This window comes from Variovorax sp. 22077 (genome assembly GCF_052044195.1).
Taxonomy (GTDB): Bacteria; Pseudomonadota; Gammaproteobacteria; order Burkholderiales; family Burkholderiaceae_C; genus Variovorax; species Variovorax atrisoli.
Window position 1 is genome coordinate 260897 of sequence record NZ_JBQEQC010000003.1, and the last position, 15692, is coordinate 276588.

14 protein-coding genes are annotated in these 15692 nt (G+C 70.2%); 8 read left to right on the forward strand and 6 right to left on the reverse strand.

Going from position 1 to position 15692, the window contains the following annotated elements; translation table 11 throughout:
* Positions 1–9: 9 nt before the first annotated feature.
* The 4 genes from ACTJLF_RS05765 to ACTJLF_RS05780 form a co-directional block, all read right to left on the reverse strand.
* Entirely contained in the window at positions 10–1122 is a 1113-nt protein-coding gene (locus ACTJLF_RS05765; protein ID WP_440882664.1) for a CaiB/BaiF CoA transferase family protein, read from the reverse strand.
* A gap of 73 nt (positions 1123–1195) precedes the next feature.
* Positions 1196–2338: an acyl-CoA dehydrogenase family protein gene (locus tag ACTJLF_RS05770; RefSeq protein ID WP_440882665.1), complete on the reverse strand. Its 1143-nt coding sequence runs from the start codon at positions 2336–2338 to the stop codon at positions 1196–1198.
* Positions 2339–2348: 10 nt separating this feature from the next.
* A complete protein-coding gene (locus tag ACTJLF_RS05775) occupies positions 2349–3545 on the reverse strand; it encodes an acyl-CoA dehydrogenase family protein (protein WP_440882666.1) in 1197 nt (398 codons plus the stop codon).
* Between the two features lie 510 nt (positions 3546–4055).
* Complete coding sequence (locus ACTJLF_RS05780) at positions 4056–4925, reverse strand: UDP-2,3-diacylglucosamine diphosphatase (RefSeq protein WP_019656327.1); 870 nt, start codon at positions 4923–4925, stop codon at positions 4056–4058.
* A gap of 94 nt (positions 4926–5019) precedes the next feature.
* On the opposite strand from ACTJLF_RS05780, the gene ACTJLF_RS05785 reads away from it, so the two are divergent.
* Positions 5020–6768: a lysoplasmalogenase family protein gene (locus ACTJLF_RS05785; RefSeq protein ID WP_440882667.1), complete on the forward strand. Its 1749-nt coding sequence runs from the start codon at positions 5020–5022 to the stop codon at positions 6766–6768.
* Between the two features lie 249 nt (positions 6769–7017).
* On the opposite strand, the gene dmeF is transcribed toward ACTJLF_RS05785, so the two are convergent.
* Entirely contained in the window at positions 7018–7986 is a 969-nt protein-coding gene (dmeF, locus tag ACTJLF_RS05790) for a CDF family Co(II)/Ni(II) efflux transporter DmeF (RefSeq protein WP_354425468.1), read from the reverse strand.
* Between the two features lie 5 nt (positions 7987–7991).
* Positions 7992–9056 carry a Holliday junction branch migration DNA helicase RuvB gene (ruvB, locus tag ACTJLF_RS05795; protein ID WP_019656330.1) on the reverse strand — a complete coding sequence of 355 codons (1065 nt, stop codon included), beginning with the start codon at positions 9054–9056 and terminating at the stop codon, positions 7992–7994.
* 169 nt (positions 9057–9225) lie between these two features.
* On the opposite strand from ruvB, the gene ACTJLF_RS05800 reads away from it, so the two are divergent.
* From ACTJLF_RS05800 to ACTJLF_RS05830, 7 genes are read left to right on the forward strand one after another with little or no spacing between them, the layout of a single operon-like run.
* Entirely contained in the window at positions 9226–9852 is a 627-nt protein-coding gene (locus ACTJLF_RS05800) for a CDP-alcohol phosphatidyltransferase family protein (RefSeq protein ID WP_132753470.1), read from the forward strand.
* On the forward strand, positions 9849–11615 hold the full coding sequence (locus tag ACTJLF_RS05805; RefSeq protein WP_440882668.1) for a bifunctional alpha/beta hydrolase/class I SAM-dependent methyltransferase: 1767 nt from the start codon (positions 9849–9851) through the stop codon (positions 11613–11615). Before ACTJLF_RS05800 ends, ACTJLF_RS05805 begins: the two co-directional genes overlap by 4 nt.
* Complete coding sequence (locus ACTJLF_RS05810; protein WP_440882669.1) at positions 11612–12955, forward strand: phosphatase PAP2/dual specificity phosphatase family protein; 1344 nt, start codon at positions 11612–11614, stop codon at positions 12953–12955. The genes ACTJLF_RS05805 and ACTJLF_RS05810 overlap by 4 nt, the downstream gene beginning before the upstream one ends.
* Positions 12945–13391: a hypothetical protein gene (locus ACTJLF_RS05815; RefSeq protein WP_019656334.1), complete on the forward strand. Its 447-nt coding sequence runs from the start codon at positions 12945–12947 to the stop codon at positions 13389–13391. Before ACTJLF_RS05810 ends, ACTJLF_RS05815 begins: the two co-directional genes overlap by 11 nt.
* Positions 13392–13444: 53 nt before the next feature.
* On the forward strand, positions 13445–14137 hold the full coding sequence (locus ACTJLF_RS05820; RefSeq protein WP_063827422.1) for a lysophospholipid acyltransferase family protein: 693 nt from the start codon (positions 13445–13447) through the stop codon (positions 14135–14137).
* A complete protein-coding gene (locus ACTJLF_RS05825) occupies positions 14134–15090 on the forward strand; it encodes a phosphatidate cytidylyltransferase (RefSeq protein WP_019656336.1) in 957 nt (318 codons plus the stop codon). The genes ACTJLF_RS05820 and ACTJLF_RS05825 overlap by 4 nt, the downstream gene beginning before the upstream one ends.
* Positions 15087–15680 carry a YdeI/OmpD-associated family protein gene (locus tag ACTJLF_RS05830; protein ID WP_354411834.1) on the forward strand — a complete coding sequence of 198 codons (594 nt, stop codon included), beginning with the start codon at positions 15087–15089 and terminating at the stop codon, positions 15678–15680. Before ACTJLF_RS05825 ends, ACTJLF_RS05830 begins: the two co-directional genes overlap by 4 nt.
* Positions 15681–15692 lie beyond the last annotated feature (12 nt).

Genomic DNA, 15692 nt, shown 5'->3' on the forward strand with positions numbered 1-15692 from the left:
TTTCTCTGTTCAAGCACCGCACAGCGGCGCGATGGCTTCCGCCGCCACGCCCCAGCGGCGCAGCACGGCGGGGCCGTCTTCGCCGGCAGTGGCCTGCGGCACCGTCGGCGCGGTGCGGCTGAATCGCGGCGCGGGCGCGGGCTGCACCACGCCGCCCACGTTGGCGAAGGTGCCGCGCGCCACGTTGTGCGGATGCTCCGGGGCCTCGTCCCAGTCGAGCACGGGCGCGAAGCAGGCGTCGCTGCCCTCGAGCAGCACGCACCACTCGTCGCGCGTGCGGGTGCGGAACACGTCGGCCATGCGCAGCTTGAGCATCGGCCAGCGGTCGGCGTCCATCTGCGCGTCGAAGGCGGTGTCGTCGGCGATGCCGCAGCGCTCGCGCAGCAGCGCGTAGAACTGCGGCTCGATGGCGCCCACGGCCACGTACTTGCCGTCGGCGCAGGCGTAGGTGTCGTAGAAGTGCGCGCCGCCGTCGAGCATGTTCTCGCCGCGCTGGCTGCTCCACTGTCCGGCCGACCTGAAGCCGTACATCATGGCCGACAGCAGCGCCGCGCCGTCGGTCATGGCGGCATCGACCACCTGGCCCTGGCCCGAGCCCTTGGCCTCGTGCAGCGCGGCGAGGATGCCGAATGCCAGCAGCATCGCGCCGCCGCCGAAGTCGCCCACGTAGTTCAGCGGCGGCACCGGCGGCTCGCCCGCGCGGCCGATGGCGTGCAGCGCGCCGCTGATGGCGATGTAGTTGATGTCGTGGCCCGCCGCATGCGCGAGGGGACCGTGCTGGCCCCAGCCGGTCATGCGGCCGTAAACCAGCCGCGGGTTGCGCGCGTGGCATTCGGCGGGGCCGAGGCCCAGGCGCTCCATCACGCCGGGGCGGAAGCCCTCGATGAGCACGTCGGCCCTGGCGATGGCGTCGAGCACCGATTGCGCGGCGCCTTCCGCGCGCAGGTCGACCTGCAGCGTGCTGCGCCCGCGCGCGAGGATGTCGTGCGGCGTGGTGCGCGTGCCGGGGCGCTCGATGCGGATCACCTCCGCGCCCATGTCGGCGAACAGCATCGCGCAGAACGGGCCGGGGCCGATGCCCGCCATCTCGATCACCCGAAGGCCTTGCAGTGGACCTGCCATGGTCTGTCTCCTGTGTGTGGAGGCATCTTGGCGCCGCCCCCCTGGCGCCGCATCGTCGAAAGCGACGAATGCGCTACGCCAGCGCCGCCGCGGCGCGCAGCTTCGCGACGCGGCGCAGGTGCCACGAAGGCGGTCCGAACTGGCCCTCGATGAGCGTGGCGCGGCGCACGTAGTGGCCCACTGCCAGCTCTTCGGTCATGCCCATGCCGCCATGCAGCTGCACCGCCCCCTGCCCGACCGCCCTGCAGGCCCTGGCGGCGGCCACCTTGGCGGACGAGACGGCGCGTGCGCGTTCGCCGGGCGAGGCGCCGTCGATGGCTTCGCCGACGCTGGCCGTGAGCGCCGCGGCCTGTTCCAGCGCCATGTGCATGTCGGCCAACCGGTGCTGAAGCACCTGGAAGCTCGCGATCGGCACGCCGAACTGCCTGCGCTGCCGCACGTAGTCGAGCGTGTCGCGCATCAGGCGGCGCATGACGCCGACCGATTCGGCGCACACGGCGAGCGTGGCCTCGTCGAGCGCCCGTTCGATCTGCGGCAGCGCGCCGCCCTCCTCGCCCAGCAATGCGTCGGCCGGCAGGCGCAGGTCGTCGAATGCGATCTCCGCCGCACGGCCGCCGTCGCGCGTCGGGTAGGCACGCAGGCTCAGGCCGGGCGTGTTCTTCGGAACGACGAAGAGCGAGAGACCGGCGCCGCCTCGCGCGCTCACGAGCAGGTGGCTGGCCCATGGCGCGGCGTGTACCACGGCCTTGCGTCCGTTCAGGCAGAAGGAGCCGTCGGCATCGCGCACGGCTTCGGTCCGCACATCGGCGCGGTCGTGCCGGCTCTGCGGCTCGCCATGGGCGAATGCGAGCACGGCCTCGCCCGCGACCGTGCGAGCGAGCAGCGCATCGGCCTGCACGCCCGGGTTGCGCTGCAGCAGGCCGGCGCCGATGACCATGGTCGACAGGTAGGGCTCGGCGGCGAGTGCGCCGCCCAGCGTTTCCATCACGGCGAGATGCGCGGGCATGCCGCCGCCGAGGCCGCCCTGCGGTTCGGGCAGCGCCGCGCCCAGCAGGCCGAGTTCGCCGGCAAGGCCCTGCCAGAAAGGCGGCGGCGCGTCGTCGGCCTTGCGCAGCGCATACAGGCGCTGCTCGAAGCCGTGGTTGTCGTCGAGGTAGCGCGCGAGGCTGTCGCGCAGCATCGCCAGGGTGTCGTCGCGTTCGGTGGTGGCGTTCATGGCACAGCCCTCAGTTCGCCAGCAAATGGGCCGCGACGATGTTGCGCTGCACCTCGTTGGACCCCGCGTAGATCGACGCCGCGCGGTCGTTGAGGTAGGCCGACATCGAGAACACGCCGTCCTCCGGAACGGGCAGTTCGCCTCCCTGCAGCTGGTCGTCCAGCGGAAGGTCGGCGGCTGCGTAGTGGGCGGCGATCTCGACGCCGAGCTCGGTCAGCCGCTGGCGCAGTTCGGAGCCCAGCACCTTGCCCATCGAAGGGCGGATGCCGTGCGGCTCGCCGCGGGCCTGGGCGCGCAGCGATTGCAGCTCGGTGGCCTCGAGCGCGTCGATGGCGCATTCGGCTTCGGCCAGGCGCAGGGCCATGTCGTCGGCCTCCTGCGCGTCGCCCGCCGCCGCGAAGGCTGCGTCCGCGGCTTGCTGCAGGCGGCGCAGGCGCGCGCGCAGCATCGGCGCCCACGCACCGCCGCGCTCGTGCTGCAGCAGGTACTTGGCGATGGCCCAGCCCTGGTTCTCCTCGCCGATGAGCCCTTCGGCCGGCACGCGCACGTCGTCGAAGAACACCTGGTTGAGCTCGTGGTCGCCCGAGATGCTGACGATCGGCCGGATGGTGATGCCCGGCGCCGGGATGTCGAAGCACAGGAAGCTGATGCCCTGCTGCGGCTTGCCGCCCGAGGCGGTGCGCACCAGGCAGAACATGCGGTTGGCGTACTGGGCGTGGGTGGTCCAGATCTTGGTGCCGTTGATGACGTAGTGGTCTCCATCGCGCACGGCCTTGCACTGAAGCGAGGCCAGGTCGGAGCCCGACTGCGGCTCGGAGTAGCCCTGGCACCAGTAGTCCTCGCCCGAGCGGATGCCGGGCAGCCAGGCCTTCTTCTGCGCCTCGGTGCCGAAGGCGATGATCACCGGCGCGACCATGCCCGGGCCCATCGGGGCGCGCGGCGGGGCGTCGGCGGCCGCCAGCTCTGCCGAGAAGATGTAGTGCTGCATCGGCGTCCAGCCGGTGCCGCCGTGCTCCACCGGCCAGTGCGGCACGCTCCAGCCGCGCCCGGCGAGGATGCGGTGCCAGCGGTTGCCGTATTCATGGTCGCTGAAGATGCCGGAGCTGCGCCGGCCGGCGGCGCGCAGCTCCGGCGTCAGCTCGCGCGCGAGGAAGTCTCTGACCTCGTCGCGGAACGCGGCCTCCGCGGTCGTGAGTGCCCAGGCCATGGTGTTCGTCGTCTCCTTCGGGAATGCCCTGGCCGAGTGTGATGCCGTCCGGGCCGGCCGGCATCGTCGGATCGGACGAACGTGGCGGCGCGCCCCATGCATGCACTGCGGAGGCTCACGGATTTCCGTGGAACATGGTTTGCATGCGGGATAGTCCGATACGGCGGGGCATCGGTTGCTGCTTCAATCGTTCGCGGGGAGCTGTTCCGTGCGGCAGAGAAGAAAGCGCCGCCCTCGAAGGAGCACTGCAGTGAGCACTGTCATTCCCGGCTTTCCGCACAGCAGCGTCGAGCGCCTGTGCGACTACGAGCTGCCGGAACAGCCCGGCGCCACGCCTGCCCTCGACCCACCCGATTCCGACGGCCCCGAGAACCTCGCGCTGGCCTGGTGGCTGTGGATGGACGAGCTGGGCAGGAGCATGCTGAAGCACTACGACGCCTGGCGCGAGCAGCTCGACCGGGCGCGACCGCAGAGGCTGAGCGCGGCAGCCCTGCCTCTTTTTTCCGCGCTTCAGGCGGCGACGGCCTCGCGCTGCGGCGTCGCCTTCGACGGCACGGGCATGTGCCTGGCCCAGTCGATGATTTCGAGCGTGCCGTCGGCATGCTCGGCCAGCGCCGTGAGGCTCTCGACCCAGTCGCCGTCGTTGCAGTAGAGGATGCCGTCGATGTCGCGCATCTCGGCATGGTGGATGTGGCCGCAGACCACGCCCTGCGCGCCGCGCTTGCTGGCCTCGCGCGCCACGGCCACTTCGAAGTCGCCCACGTAGCTCACGGCGCGCTTCACCTTGCCCTTGAGGTACTTGGAAAGCGACCAGTAAGGCAGCCCCATGCGCGCGCGCAGCGAATTGAGGTGGCGGTTGAGCTTGAGCGTGAACTCGTAGAGCGAGTCGCCCACGTAGGCCAGCCACTTGGCGCACTGGATCACGCCGTCGAACAGGTCGCCGTGGATGATCCAGAGCTTGCGGCCGTCGGCCGTCTCGTGGATCCATTCGTCGGCCACGTCGATTCCGCCGAAGTTGTGGTGCAGGTACTTGCGGGCGAACTCGTCGTGGTTGCCCGGGATGAAGATCACGCGTGTGCCCTTGCGCGCCTTGCGCAGCAGCTTCTGGATCACGTCGTTGTGCGCCTGCGGCCAGTACCAGTGCCGCTTGAGCTGCCAGCCGTCGATGATGTCGCCGACCAGGAACAGCGTCTCGCACTCTGTGTGCTTGAGGAAATCGAGCAGGGCCCGGGCCTGGCAGCCGGGGGTGCCCAGGTGCAGGTCGGAGATCCAGAGGGTGCGGAAGTGCAGCGGCGGACGCCCGCGATCGTCGTCCTCCGGGTCGAGTGCCCGGGCCGCGGTGTCGCGCCATGCGCGAAGGAAAGCGTCGTCGCGTTGCATGGCCCGGTAGGCTCCCACCGCCGGGTGACCGTACGATGGCGACCCCGTGACATGCCGGTGACTTGTGGCAGTGCAGCAACGCCACAATCGCGCGATGCGACCTGGCCAGATCATCGTTCTTGCGACACCCGTCTTCTTCCTGCTGATGGGGATCGAGTTCGCGGTCGGCCGTGCCCGGGCCCGCCGCGGCACCGGGCAGGACACCTACCGCCTCGCCGACGCCATCAACAGCGTCGGGCTGGGCATGCTCAGCCAAGTCAGCGCGGTGCTCACCGGCCTGCTGCGCATCGGCATCTACACGGCCGTGTACTCGGCGATCTCGCTCTTTCCGCAGGAAGCGGCCCGGCAGTTCTGGACCACCTGGTACGGCTGGCTGCTGGCGCTCGTGTTCTACGACTTCTGCTACTACTGGCTGCACCGCATGGGCCACGAGTCGGCCGTGCTGTGGGCGGCGCACGTGGTGCACCACCAGAGCCAGCACTACAACCTGTCGACCGCGTTGCGCCAGACCTCCAGCGGCGCGCTGCTGGGCTGGATCTTCTACCTGCCGATGGCGGTGGCCGGCGTGCCGCCGCTGGTGTTCGGCGTGGTGGCGCTCGTCGACCTGCTCTACCAGTTCTGGGTGCACACCGAGCAGGTGGGCAGGCTGGGCTGGTTCGACCGCTGGTTCTGCTCGCCCTCGAACCACCGCGTGCACCACGCGGTGAACGACAAGTACCTCGACCGCAACTACGGCGGCGTCCTGATCGTGTGGGACCGCATCTTCGGCACCTTCCGCGAGGAGGACGAGCGCTGCATCTACGGCACGCGCGGCGGGCTGCGCAGCTGGGACCCGCTGTGGGCCAACGCCGAGGTCTACTGGGCGCTCGCGAAGGATTCATGGCACGCGCGCAGCTGGGCCGACAAGCTGCGCGTGTGGCTCAAGCCGCCGGGCTGGCGGCCGGCGGACGTGGCGGCGCGCTTTCCCAAGCCGGCCTTCGACATCGCGAAGGTGACGCGCTACGAGCCGGCGGTGAGCGCGGGCGTGCAGTGGTTCGCGGGCATCCAGTTCCTGCTGCTGGTCGGGTGCGCTGTGGTCTTCCTGTGGTTCTCCGACCTCATGCCGCTGTCGCACGCCGCCGTCTGGCTGGCCACGCTGACGGCGATGCTGTGGGCGATCGGCGGCGTTCTGCAGGGGCGGCTGACGGTCACCGAGGTGCTGCTGATCGAGACCGCAGCCCTGGCCACGGCCAGCGCGGCACTGGGCATCGGCTGGCTGCACCACGTCTTCAAGCCGCTGGCCCTGTCGATCGCGATCTTCCTCGCGGCCCGGCGGGCGCTCGCGGCCGGCCCGGTCACCGGCTTCGACGGCCTGCTGGTGGCGGGCCTGGTCGCTTCGCTGGCAGGCGACGTGCTGCTGATGGGGCCGGCCGGGATGTTCGTGCCCGGCCTCGTGTGCTTCCTGCTGGCCCACCTCGCCTACATCGCGCTGTTCCGCATCGGCGTGGGACTGTTCCCGCGCCCCGGGGCGCTGGCGGCCACGCTGCTGGTCGGCGCGGCGATGTACGCCTTCCTCTGGCATGGCGGGCTGCCGGCGGCGCTGCGGATTCCGGTCGGCGCCTATGTGGTGGTGATCGCCTGCATGGCGGCGCAGGCCATCGGGCGCGCGGCGGTGCTGCGCCGGAGCGACCCATCGGCGCCATGGGTGGCGGTGGGTGCCTGCTTCTTCATGCTGAGCGACTCGCTGCTGGCGATCAACCGGTTCGTGATGCCGCTGCCGCTGGCGCAGCTGTGGGTGCTGGCGACGTATTACGCGGCGCAGGTGTTGATCGTGCGGCACGCGAGGCGCAGCGCCTCGATTTGACTTGCTCCGTCCCCTTCCGGGGGAGGGCCGGGGTGGGGGCAGGCGGCGTTGGAATAGGCACGCTGTCGTGCCCCCATCCCAACCTTCCCCCAAAGGGGGAAGGAGAAAGAACAGGGCGCCCCGGTCAATTGACTTCGGCTCGCTCCCTCCCCCGCTGGGGGAGGGTTGGGGTGGGGCAGGCGGCGTTGGAATGGTCGCGCCGTCGTGCCCCCATCCCAGCCTTGCCCCAGCGGGGGAAGGAGGAAGAACCTAATCCACGCAGCGCTGGATTTCCACCGTCGAGTGGCGGATCTCCTCGTGCATCGAGAAGCAGGCCCGCACCTGGTCGGCGGTGAGCGTCGGCGAGTGGGTCACCACGGTGAGCGCGCAGGCGTAGGCGTCGCGGCCCACGCGCCACACGTGCAGGTCGGCCACGCGGGTCTCGGAATCGGCCAGCAGGGTCTCGACGCCTTCCTTGATCTCCGCGGTGACGGGGTGGTCCATCTCGCGGTCGAGCAGCACCTTGCCGGTCTCCTTCAGCAGCCCCTTGGCCCAGGCCGCCACCAGCACCGCGCCAACGATGCCCATCGCCGGGTCGAGCCAGGCCCAGCCGTAGAACCAGCCTCCCAGCAGCGCCGCGATGGCGAGCACCGAGGTGGCGGCGTCGGCCACGACGTGCAGGTAGGCCGAGCGCAGGTTCAGGTCGTGGCCATGGTGATCGTGATGGCCGTGCCCGTGGTGATGGTCGTCGTGTGCATGTCCATGGTCGTGCCCGTGATGGTGATGCGCCCCGCCCAGCAGCCGCGCACAGACCAGGTTGACCACCAGCCCCAGCACCGCCACGGCGATGGCCTCGGGGTAATGGATGGCCGAGGGCGACCACAGCCGCTCCAGCGAGCCCACCACCATCAGCGCCGCCACGCCCAGCAGCGCCAGCGCGCTCGCGAAGCCGCCCAGCACCTCGATCTTCCAGGTGCCGAAGGCGAAGCGCGGGTCGCGCGCATAGCGGCGCGCGGCGGCATAGGCGAAGGCGCTCAGGCCGATGGCCAGCGCGTGCGAGCTCATGTGCCAGCCGTCGGCCAGCAGCGCCATCGAGTTGAACCACCATCCGGCGCCGATCTCGACGACCATCATCGCGAAGGTGATCCACATCACCAGGCGCGTGCTGCGCTCGGCGGAAGAGGTGTCGGCGCCGAAATGGTGGTCGTGCTGCCAGGCGCTCAGGTCATGGGTGTGCATGGGAATCAGGCTCCAAAGAGATCGGGGCCGTCGGCACGGCCCGAGGGCGGGGCCACGCCCAGGTGGCGGTAGGCGGCCAGCGTGGCGATGCGTCCGCGCGGCGTGCGCTGCAGGTAGCCCTGCTGGATCAGGTAGGGCTCGATCACGTCCTCGATGGTGTCGCGCTCTTCGCCGATGCTGGCGGCCACGTTGTCCAGGCCGACCGGGCCGCCGTCGAAGCGGTGGATGACGGCCTCCAGCAGCTTGCGGTCCATCAGGTCGAAGCCCTGCGGATCGACGTCGAGCATGGCCAGCGCGCGATGCGCGATGTCTTCGGTGATGCGGCCGTTGCCCTTGACCTCGGCGTAGTCGCGCACGCGGCGCAGCAGGCGGTTGGCGATGCGGGGCGTGCCGCGCGAGCGGCGGGCGATCTCGAAGCCGCCGGCCGCATCGGCCTCCACCTTCAGCAGGCCGGCGCTGCGGTGCACGATCAGCGCGAGCTCCTCGGGCGTGTAGAACTCCAGCCGCGCGACGATGCCGAAGCGGTCGCGCAGCGGGTTGGTCAGCATGCCGGCGCGGGTGGTGGCGCCCACCAGCGTGAAGGGCTGCAGGTCGAGCTTGATGCTGCGCGCCGCGGGGCCCTCGCCGATCATGATGTCGATCTGGTAGTCCTCCAGCGCCGGATACAGGATTTCCTCGACGACCGGGCTCAGCCGGTGGATCTCGTCGATGAAGAGCACGTCGTTCGGCTCCAGGTTGGTCAGCAGCGCCGCCAGGTCCTTGGGCTTCTCGAGCACGGGGCCGGAGGTCTGGCGCAGGTTGACGCCCAGTTCGGCCGCGACGATGTGCGACAGCGTGGTCTTGCCCAGGCCCGGCGGGCCGAAAAGCAGCACGTGGTCGAGGGCTTCCTTCCGCTTGCGCGCGGCGCCGATGAAGATCTCGAGCTGCTCGCGCACCTTGGCCTGGCCGACGTACTCGTCGAGCAGCTTGGGGCGCAACGCCCGTTCGATCGCCTCCTCGTTGGGCGATGCGGGGGCCGCGGACACCACGCGTTGGGGGGCGGGCGCGAAGTCGTCTGTCTGGATGGTCATTTGCTGGAAGTGTGCGCCGACGAGTTTAGTCCCGAGCGCCGCGCCGGGCCGCCCCAAGCAAGCGAGCGCCCCCCGGGGGGGCAGCGAGGACACGCAGTGCCGAGCGTGGGGGCCCGTCCTTCACTGGCAGAATGCTTCGGCCATATAACGAACGAGGGGAAGCCAGCACGTGTCGATCTACGAACTGAAGCCGCGTTTCCAGGCACTGCTGCGGCCGCTGGTGGTCCGCCTGCATGCGATGGGCGTCACCGCCAACCAGGTGACGCTGGCGGCATGCGCGGTATCGGTGGCGCTCGGACTCTGGCTCTTCTTCGCGGCGCCCTCGCTGGCGGCCTTCGGGCTCATCCCGCTGTGGATGTTCCTGCGCATGGCCTTCAACGCCATCGACGGCATGCTGGCGCGCGAGCACAACCAGCAAAGCAGGCTCGGCGCCTTCCTCAACGAACTGACCGACGTGGTCTCCGACGCGGCGCTGTACCTGCCCTTCGCGCTGGTGCAGCCCTTCAGCGGCTTCTGGGTCGGCACCGTGATCGTGCTGGCCGGGCTGAGCGAATTCGCCGGCGCGCTGGGCCCCACGGTCGGCGCCTCGCGCCGCTACGACGGCCCGCTGGGCAAGAGCGACCGGGCCTTCGTTTTCGGCGCGCTCGGCCTGTACGTGGCGCTGGGCGGGCCGCTGCCGGGCTGGACGGCCTGGCTGATGCCGCTGCTGGCCGCGCTCGTGGCCTGGACCACCATCAACCGCATCCGCCGGGCACTGGCGGAGGCAGACGACAAGAATTCAACAGGGACTCAATGACAAACACGACTCCTCGCATCGCCGAAGAACTCCACTTCCAGACGCACGACGGCGAATCGCTCTTCTACCGCCGCTGGCCCGCCACCGGTGCCGCGCGGCGCGGCGCCGTGCTGCTGTTCCACCGCGGCCACGAGCACGGCGCGCGCATGGCGCACCTGGTCGACGAGCTCGACCTGCCCGACTTCGACTTCTACGCCTGGGACGCCCGCGGCCACGGCCGCTCGCCCGGCCAGCGCGGCTACAGCCCCAGCTTCGGCACCTCGGTGCGCGACGTGCAGACCTTCGTGCAGCACATCGGCGCCGTGCACGGCGTGCCCGAGCACGACATCCACGTGGTCGCGCAGAGCGTGGGCGCAGTGCTGATCGCCACCTGGGCGCACGACTACGCGCCCAAGGTGCGCGGCCTCACGCTCGCCTCGCCGGCCTTCAAGGTCAAGCTCTACGTGCCCTTCGCGCGGCCGGGCCTGGCGCTGATGCACAAGCTGCGCGGGCTCTTCTTCGTCAACAGCTACGTGAAGGCGAAGTTCCTCACGCACGACCCCGAGCGCATCGCCAGCTACGAGAGCGATCCGCTCATCAGCCGGCCGATCGCGGTCAACATCCTGCTGGGCCTGTACGAGGCGGCCGAGCGCGTGGTGGCCGACGCCAACGCGATCACGCTGCCGGTGCAACTGCTCGTATCGGGTGCCGACTGGGTGGTGCACCACAAGCCGCAGCACCAGTTCTTCGAGCGGCTGGGCAGCGCGGTCAAGACCAAGGTCGAGCTGCCGGGCTTCTTCCACGACACGCTGGGCGAGAAGGACAGGGCGCCGGCCGTGGCGCAGATCCGCGAATTCATCCTGCAGCGCTTCGACGAGCCCGCCGTGCCGGTCGACCGCCGCGAGGCGCACCTCAGCGGCGAGACGGCCGAGGAGTCGCGCGCGCTGGCCGAGCCGCTCTCGCCCCTGTCGCCGCGCGGCGCCTACTGGGCCATCACCCGCGCCGGGCTGAAGCTGGGCGGCACCATGTCGGAAGGCATCAAGCTCGGCCACGAAACCGGCTTCGACTCCGGCAGCACGCTCGACTACGTCTACCGCAACCATCCGCAGGGCAGCTCGTTCATCGGCCGCTCCATCGACAAGACCTACCTGGAGTCGATCGGCTGGCGCGGCATCCGCCAGCGCAAGATCCACGTCGAGGAGCTGCTGCGCATCGCGATGGAGCGGCTGGCCGAGATGCACCGCGAGGTGCGCGTGATGGACATCGCCGCCGGCCACGGCCGCTACGTGCTCGACGCGGTGCTGGCGAGCCCCGTCAAGGCGAGCTCGATCCTGCTGCGCGACTACAGCGACATCAACGTGCGCGACGGCCGCGCGCTCATCGCCGAGAAGGGCCTGGAAGACATCGCCCAGTTCGTGCAGGCCGACGCCTTCGACCGCATGAGCCTGGCCAGCGTCACGCCACGGCCTACGCTGGCCGTGGTGTCGGGCCTGTACGAGCTCTTTCCCGACAACGAGATGGTGCGCCGCTCGCTCGCGGGCGTGGGCGACGCGGTGGAAGACCGCGGCTACCTGGTCTACACCGGCCAGCCCTGGCACCCGCAGCTCGAGATGATCGCGCGCGCCCTCACCAGCCACCGCCAGGGCGAGGCCTGGGTGATGCGCCGCCGCACCCAGTACGAGATGGACCAGCTGGTGGAGGAAGCCGGCTTCCGCAAGATCGACCAGCGGGTGGACGAGTGGGGCATCTTCACGGTGTCGCTGGCGGTGCGCGTCACGCAATGAAGAGCACCCCACGGCCCTGGAAGCGCGCCGCCGCATGGCTGGTGCTGCTGGGACCGCTGTTCTACGCGACCTACGGCTTCGCGAACTGGTGGGCCACCACGCGCGCCAACGTGCCGTCGATGGCCTTCGAGTGGGAGCGGCACGTGCCGTTCTGGCCGTGGACCATCTTCCCGTACTGGACGATCAACGCCTTCTACGCGCTGTCGCTCTTCCTCGCGCGCAGCAGGCACGCGCTCGACCGGCATGCGCTGCGGCTGCTGACGGCGACGCTCGTCGCCTGCACCTGCTTCGTGCTGTGGCCGCTGCACTTCAGCTTCGGACAGCCGCCGGTCGACGGCGCGCCGGCCTTCCTGTTCAACGCGCTGCGGGGCTTCGACCAGCCCTTCAACCAGGCGCCCTCGCTGCACATCGCGCTGGCGGTGATCCTGTGGGACTGGTACCGGCAGTTCATCCGGCCGCTGTGGGCACGGCTGGTGCTGCATGCGTGGGCCTTCGCCATCTGCGCCTCGGTGCTCACGACCTGGCAGCACCATTTCATCGACATCCCGACCGGCGCGCTGCTGGGCCTGTTCTGCGTGTGGCTGTGGCCGCTGGAGCGCGTGGTGTCGATGCCGCGCGCATGGCGCACCACGCGCGACCCGCAGCGCTGGAAGCTGGCCGGCTTCTACGCGGTGGGTGCGGCACTGTTCCTGGCGGCGGCGCTCTACGGCGGCGGCATCGCGCTGTGGCTCGCGTGGCCGGCTGCCTCGTTGGCTCTGGTGGCGCTGAACTACGCGGGCTTCGGCGCGCGCGGCTTCCAGATAGATGGCCGCGGCCGCATGGGCTGGGCGGCGCGCTGGATGCTGGCACCCTACCGGCTCGGCGCCGCTGTCAATGCCTGGCTCTGGACGCGCAGCCTGCCGGCCTCGGTCGAGGTGGTGCCGGGCCTGCGGCTGGGCCGGCGGCCGACGCATGCCGAGTGGCTGGCCGCCGGCCGGCCCCGGCTGGTGAGCCTGTGCGCCGAGCTGCAGATGCCCGCCGGCGTGCCGCACGCGCGCTGCGTGCCGGTGCTCGACCTGACGGTGCCGCCCACCGTGCGCCTGCAGCGCGCGGCCGTCGTCATCGAAGGCCAGCGCAGGAGCGCGGACGGTGCCACAGTGTGGGTCTGCTGCGCGCTCGGCTTCTCGCGCAGCGCGGCGGCGGTGATCGCCTGGCTGGGCCGCTACGGGGCGGCCGGCGGCGTCGCCCAGGCCGAGGACGCGGTGCGCCGGGCACGGCCGCAGATCGTGCTGCGGGATGCGTGGCGGGTCTCCCTGGAGCCGTTCGAGCCCTTGCAGGAGGTGCCGCCCCATGACCGATGACAACGACAGAACCACCTGCGCCGCGCTCGCGGCGCTGCTGCGCGCCGTGGCGCTGCTGGCCCTCTGGGGCTTCGCGCTCACCTGCATCTCGGCACTGGTGCTCGCGCTGACGCTGCGCTCGCTCTCCACCACTGCCACCATGGGCTTCGGCGCGGTCGTCATCCTCGGCGCGCTGGAGCGCTACTTCGCGTTCCGGCTGCGCTTCGACGAGGCGCTGTTCGACGGCCTCGCTCGCAACACCGTCGCCTCGCTCGACGCACTCGACCGCGCGCTCGCCTCCCTCGGGCTGCGCGAGCCGCCGGCCTCGCAGCATGCGCCCCGCCCGCTCGACGACCGCGTGCAGGGCACCCGCCAGCTCATGCAGCGCCACGCCATCGTGGTGGCCTGCCAGAGCGCCATGTTCCTCCTTGCCTTGATGACACAGGACCTCTCTTGAACCCGGAAGAAAACAACGACAAGAAGATCGAGGACGACAAGCCCGAAAGCACCGTGCTGCGGCGCGGCCTCGCCATCGTGGCGGGCAAGCTCATCATCGGCGCGGCCGGGCTGCTGACCGGCGTGCGTGCCATCTGGTCGGGCTCCACGCCCAAGGCCGAGCAGACGCTGTACTTCGCCAACCACACGAGCCACGGCGACTTCGTGCTGCTGTGGGCCACGCTGCCGCCCGACCTGCGCGCGCTGACGCGGCCGGTGGCCGGACAGGACTACTGGATGGCCTCGAAGCTGCGGCAGTTCATCGGCATCGACGTGTTCAACGCGCTGATGATCCGCCGCGACGGCTCGGGCCAGGGCGAGAACCCGGTCGAGCAGATGAAGCAGGCGCTGGACGCCGGCGACTCGCTCATCATGTTCCCGGAAGGCACGCGCAACACCGGCGACGAGATCCTGCTGCCGCTCAAGAGCGGCCTCTTCCACCTGGCGCGCGCCTGCCCCAACGTGCGGCTGGTGCCCGTATGGATCGAGAACCTCAAGCGCGTGCTGCCCAAGGGCACGCTGGTGCCGATCCCGCTGGCCTGCACGGTGCGCTTCGGCGCGCCGATCTCGCTGGCCGAGGGCGAAGACAAGAACAGCTTCATCGCCCGGGCCCGCACGGCGATGCTGGACCTGCGGCCCGAGTACGACCGCATCGAGGAGAACGGCACGGCCGGCAGCCAGAACGGCAACGGAGGGGCCGCAGCATGATCGAGCTCTCTCCCTTCGCGTGGACCACGCTCAAGCTCTTCGGCGGCGTGGCCGGCGTGCTGGTGCTGGCATCGGCCATCGGCGCGCTGCTCAAGTGGAAGGTGGCCCACGGCCAGCCGCACTCGGTGATCGACAACCTCAACTCGCGCGTCAACGCGTGGTGGGTGATGGTGGCGGTGATCGGCATCGCCTTCGCCTTCGGCAAGGGCGGCGTGATCGTGCTGTTCTACCTGATCTCGTTCTACGCGCTGCGCGAGTTCATCAGCCTCGCCTACACGCGCCGCGGCGACCATGCACCGATCGCACTGGCCTTCTACCTCGCGCTGCCGGGACAGTACTTCCTGATCTGGATCGACTGGTACGGGCTCTACGCCATCTACATCCCGGTGTATGCCTTCCTGCTGCTGCCCATTCTGGCGGCGGTGAGCGGCGACACGCGGCGCTTCCTGGAGCGCACCTCGAAGATCCAGTGGGGCCTGATGGTGTGCGTGTTCTGCATCAGCCATGTGCCCGCGCTGCTCACGCTGCAGATCCCGGGCTTCGAGGGCCGCAACCTGCTGCTGATCGCCTTCCTGGTGATCGTGGTGCAGGGCAGCGACGTGCTGCAGTACGTGTGGGGCAAGCTCTTCGGCAAGCGCAAGGTGGCGCCCGAACTCTCGCCCTCCAAGACCTGGGAAGGCCTGGTCGGCGGCGTCGCGAGTGCCACCGCGCTGGGTGCCGCGCTCTACTGGGCCACGCCCTTCAACCCGTGGCAGGCGGCGCTGATGTCGCTCACCATCTGCCTCATGGGCTTCTTCGGCGGGCTGGTGATGTCGGCCATCAAGCGTGACCGCGGCGTGAAGGACTGGGGTTCGATGATCGAGGGCCATGGCGGCATGCTCGACCGGCTCGATTCGGTGATCTTCGCGGCGCCGATCTACTTCCACGCGCTGCGCTACTGGTGGGTGCCTTGAGCAAGACGGAAGAGCGCATCGTGCACGACACACCGGTGGAGTGCACCAACGCGGCCTCGTGGGCGCGCTGGCTCAAGCGCCACCATGCCAGCGCCGCCGGCGTGTGGCTTCGCATCGCAAAGAAAGACAGCGGCATCGCCTCCATCGACTATCCCGCCGCGGTAGAGGAAGCCCTGTGCTGGGGCTGGATCGACGGCCAGCGCAAGAGCCAGGACGAGCACTACTTCATGCAGCGCTTCACGCCGCGCACCCGGCGCAGCATCTGGTCGCAGGTCAACCGCGACAAGGTGATGAAGCTCATCGACGAAGGCCGCATGCAGCCGGCTGGCCATGCCGAGATCGAACGCGCGAAGGCCGACGGCCGCTGGGACGCGGCCTACGAGGGGGTCGCCAAGGCCACCGTGCCGCCCGACCTGCAGGCCGCGCTCGATGCCGACAGGAAGGCCGCGAAGTTCTTCGCCACGCTCGACTCGCGCAACCGCTTCGCGATCCTGTTCCGCACGCAGGGCGCCAAGAAGCCCGAGACCCGCGCACGCCGCATCGCACAGTTCGTGGAGATGCTGGCCAGGGGCGAGAAGATCTACCCCTGAGCCCCTGCTGAG

Coding starts and splice junctions, on each gene's coding strand:
- ACTJLF_RS05765 (WP_440882664.1), bottom strand. CDS start 1,122: ATGGCAGGTCCACTGCAAGGCCTTCGGGTGATCGAGATGGCGGGCATC.
- ACTJLF_RS05770 (WP_440882665.1), bottom strand. CDS start 2,338: ATGAACGCCACCACCGAACGCGACGACACCCTGGCGATGCTGCGCGAC.
- ACTJLF_RS05775 (WP_440882666.1), bottom strand. CDS start 3,545: ATGGCCTGGGCACTCACGACCGCGGAGGCCGCGTTCCGCGACGAGGTC.
- ACTJLF_RS05780 (WP_019656327.1), bottom strand. CDS start 4,925: ATGCAACGCGACGACGCTTTCCTTCGCGCATGGCGCGACACCGCGGCC.
- ACTJLF_RS05785 (WP_440882667.1), top strand. CDS start 5,020: ATGCGACCTGGCCAGATCATCGTTCTTGCGACACCCGTCTTCTTCCTG.
- dmeF (WP_354425468.1), bottom strand. CDS start 7,986: ATGCACACCCATGACCTGAGCGCCTGGCAGCACGACCACCATTTCGGC.
- ruvB (WP_019656330.1), bottom strand. CDS start 9,056: ATGACCATCCAGACAGACGACTTCGCGCCCGCCCCCCAACGCGTGGTG.
- ACTJLF_RS05805 (WP_440882668.1), top strand. CDS start 9,849: ATGACAAACACGACTCCTCGCATCGCCGAAGAACTCCACTTCCAGACG.
- ACTJLF_RS05810 (WP_440882669.1), top strand. CDS start 11,612: ATGAAGAGCACCCCACGGCCCTGGAAGCGCGCCGCCGCATGGCTGGTG.
- ACTJLF_RS05815 (WP_019656334.1), top strand. CDS start 12,945: ATGACCGATGACAACGACAGAACCACCTGCGCCGCGCTCGCGGCGCTG.
- ACTJLF_RS05825 (WP_019656336.1), top strand. CDS start 14,134: ATGATCGAGCTCTCTCCCTTCGCGTGGACCACGCTCAAGCTCTTCGGC.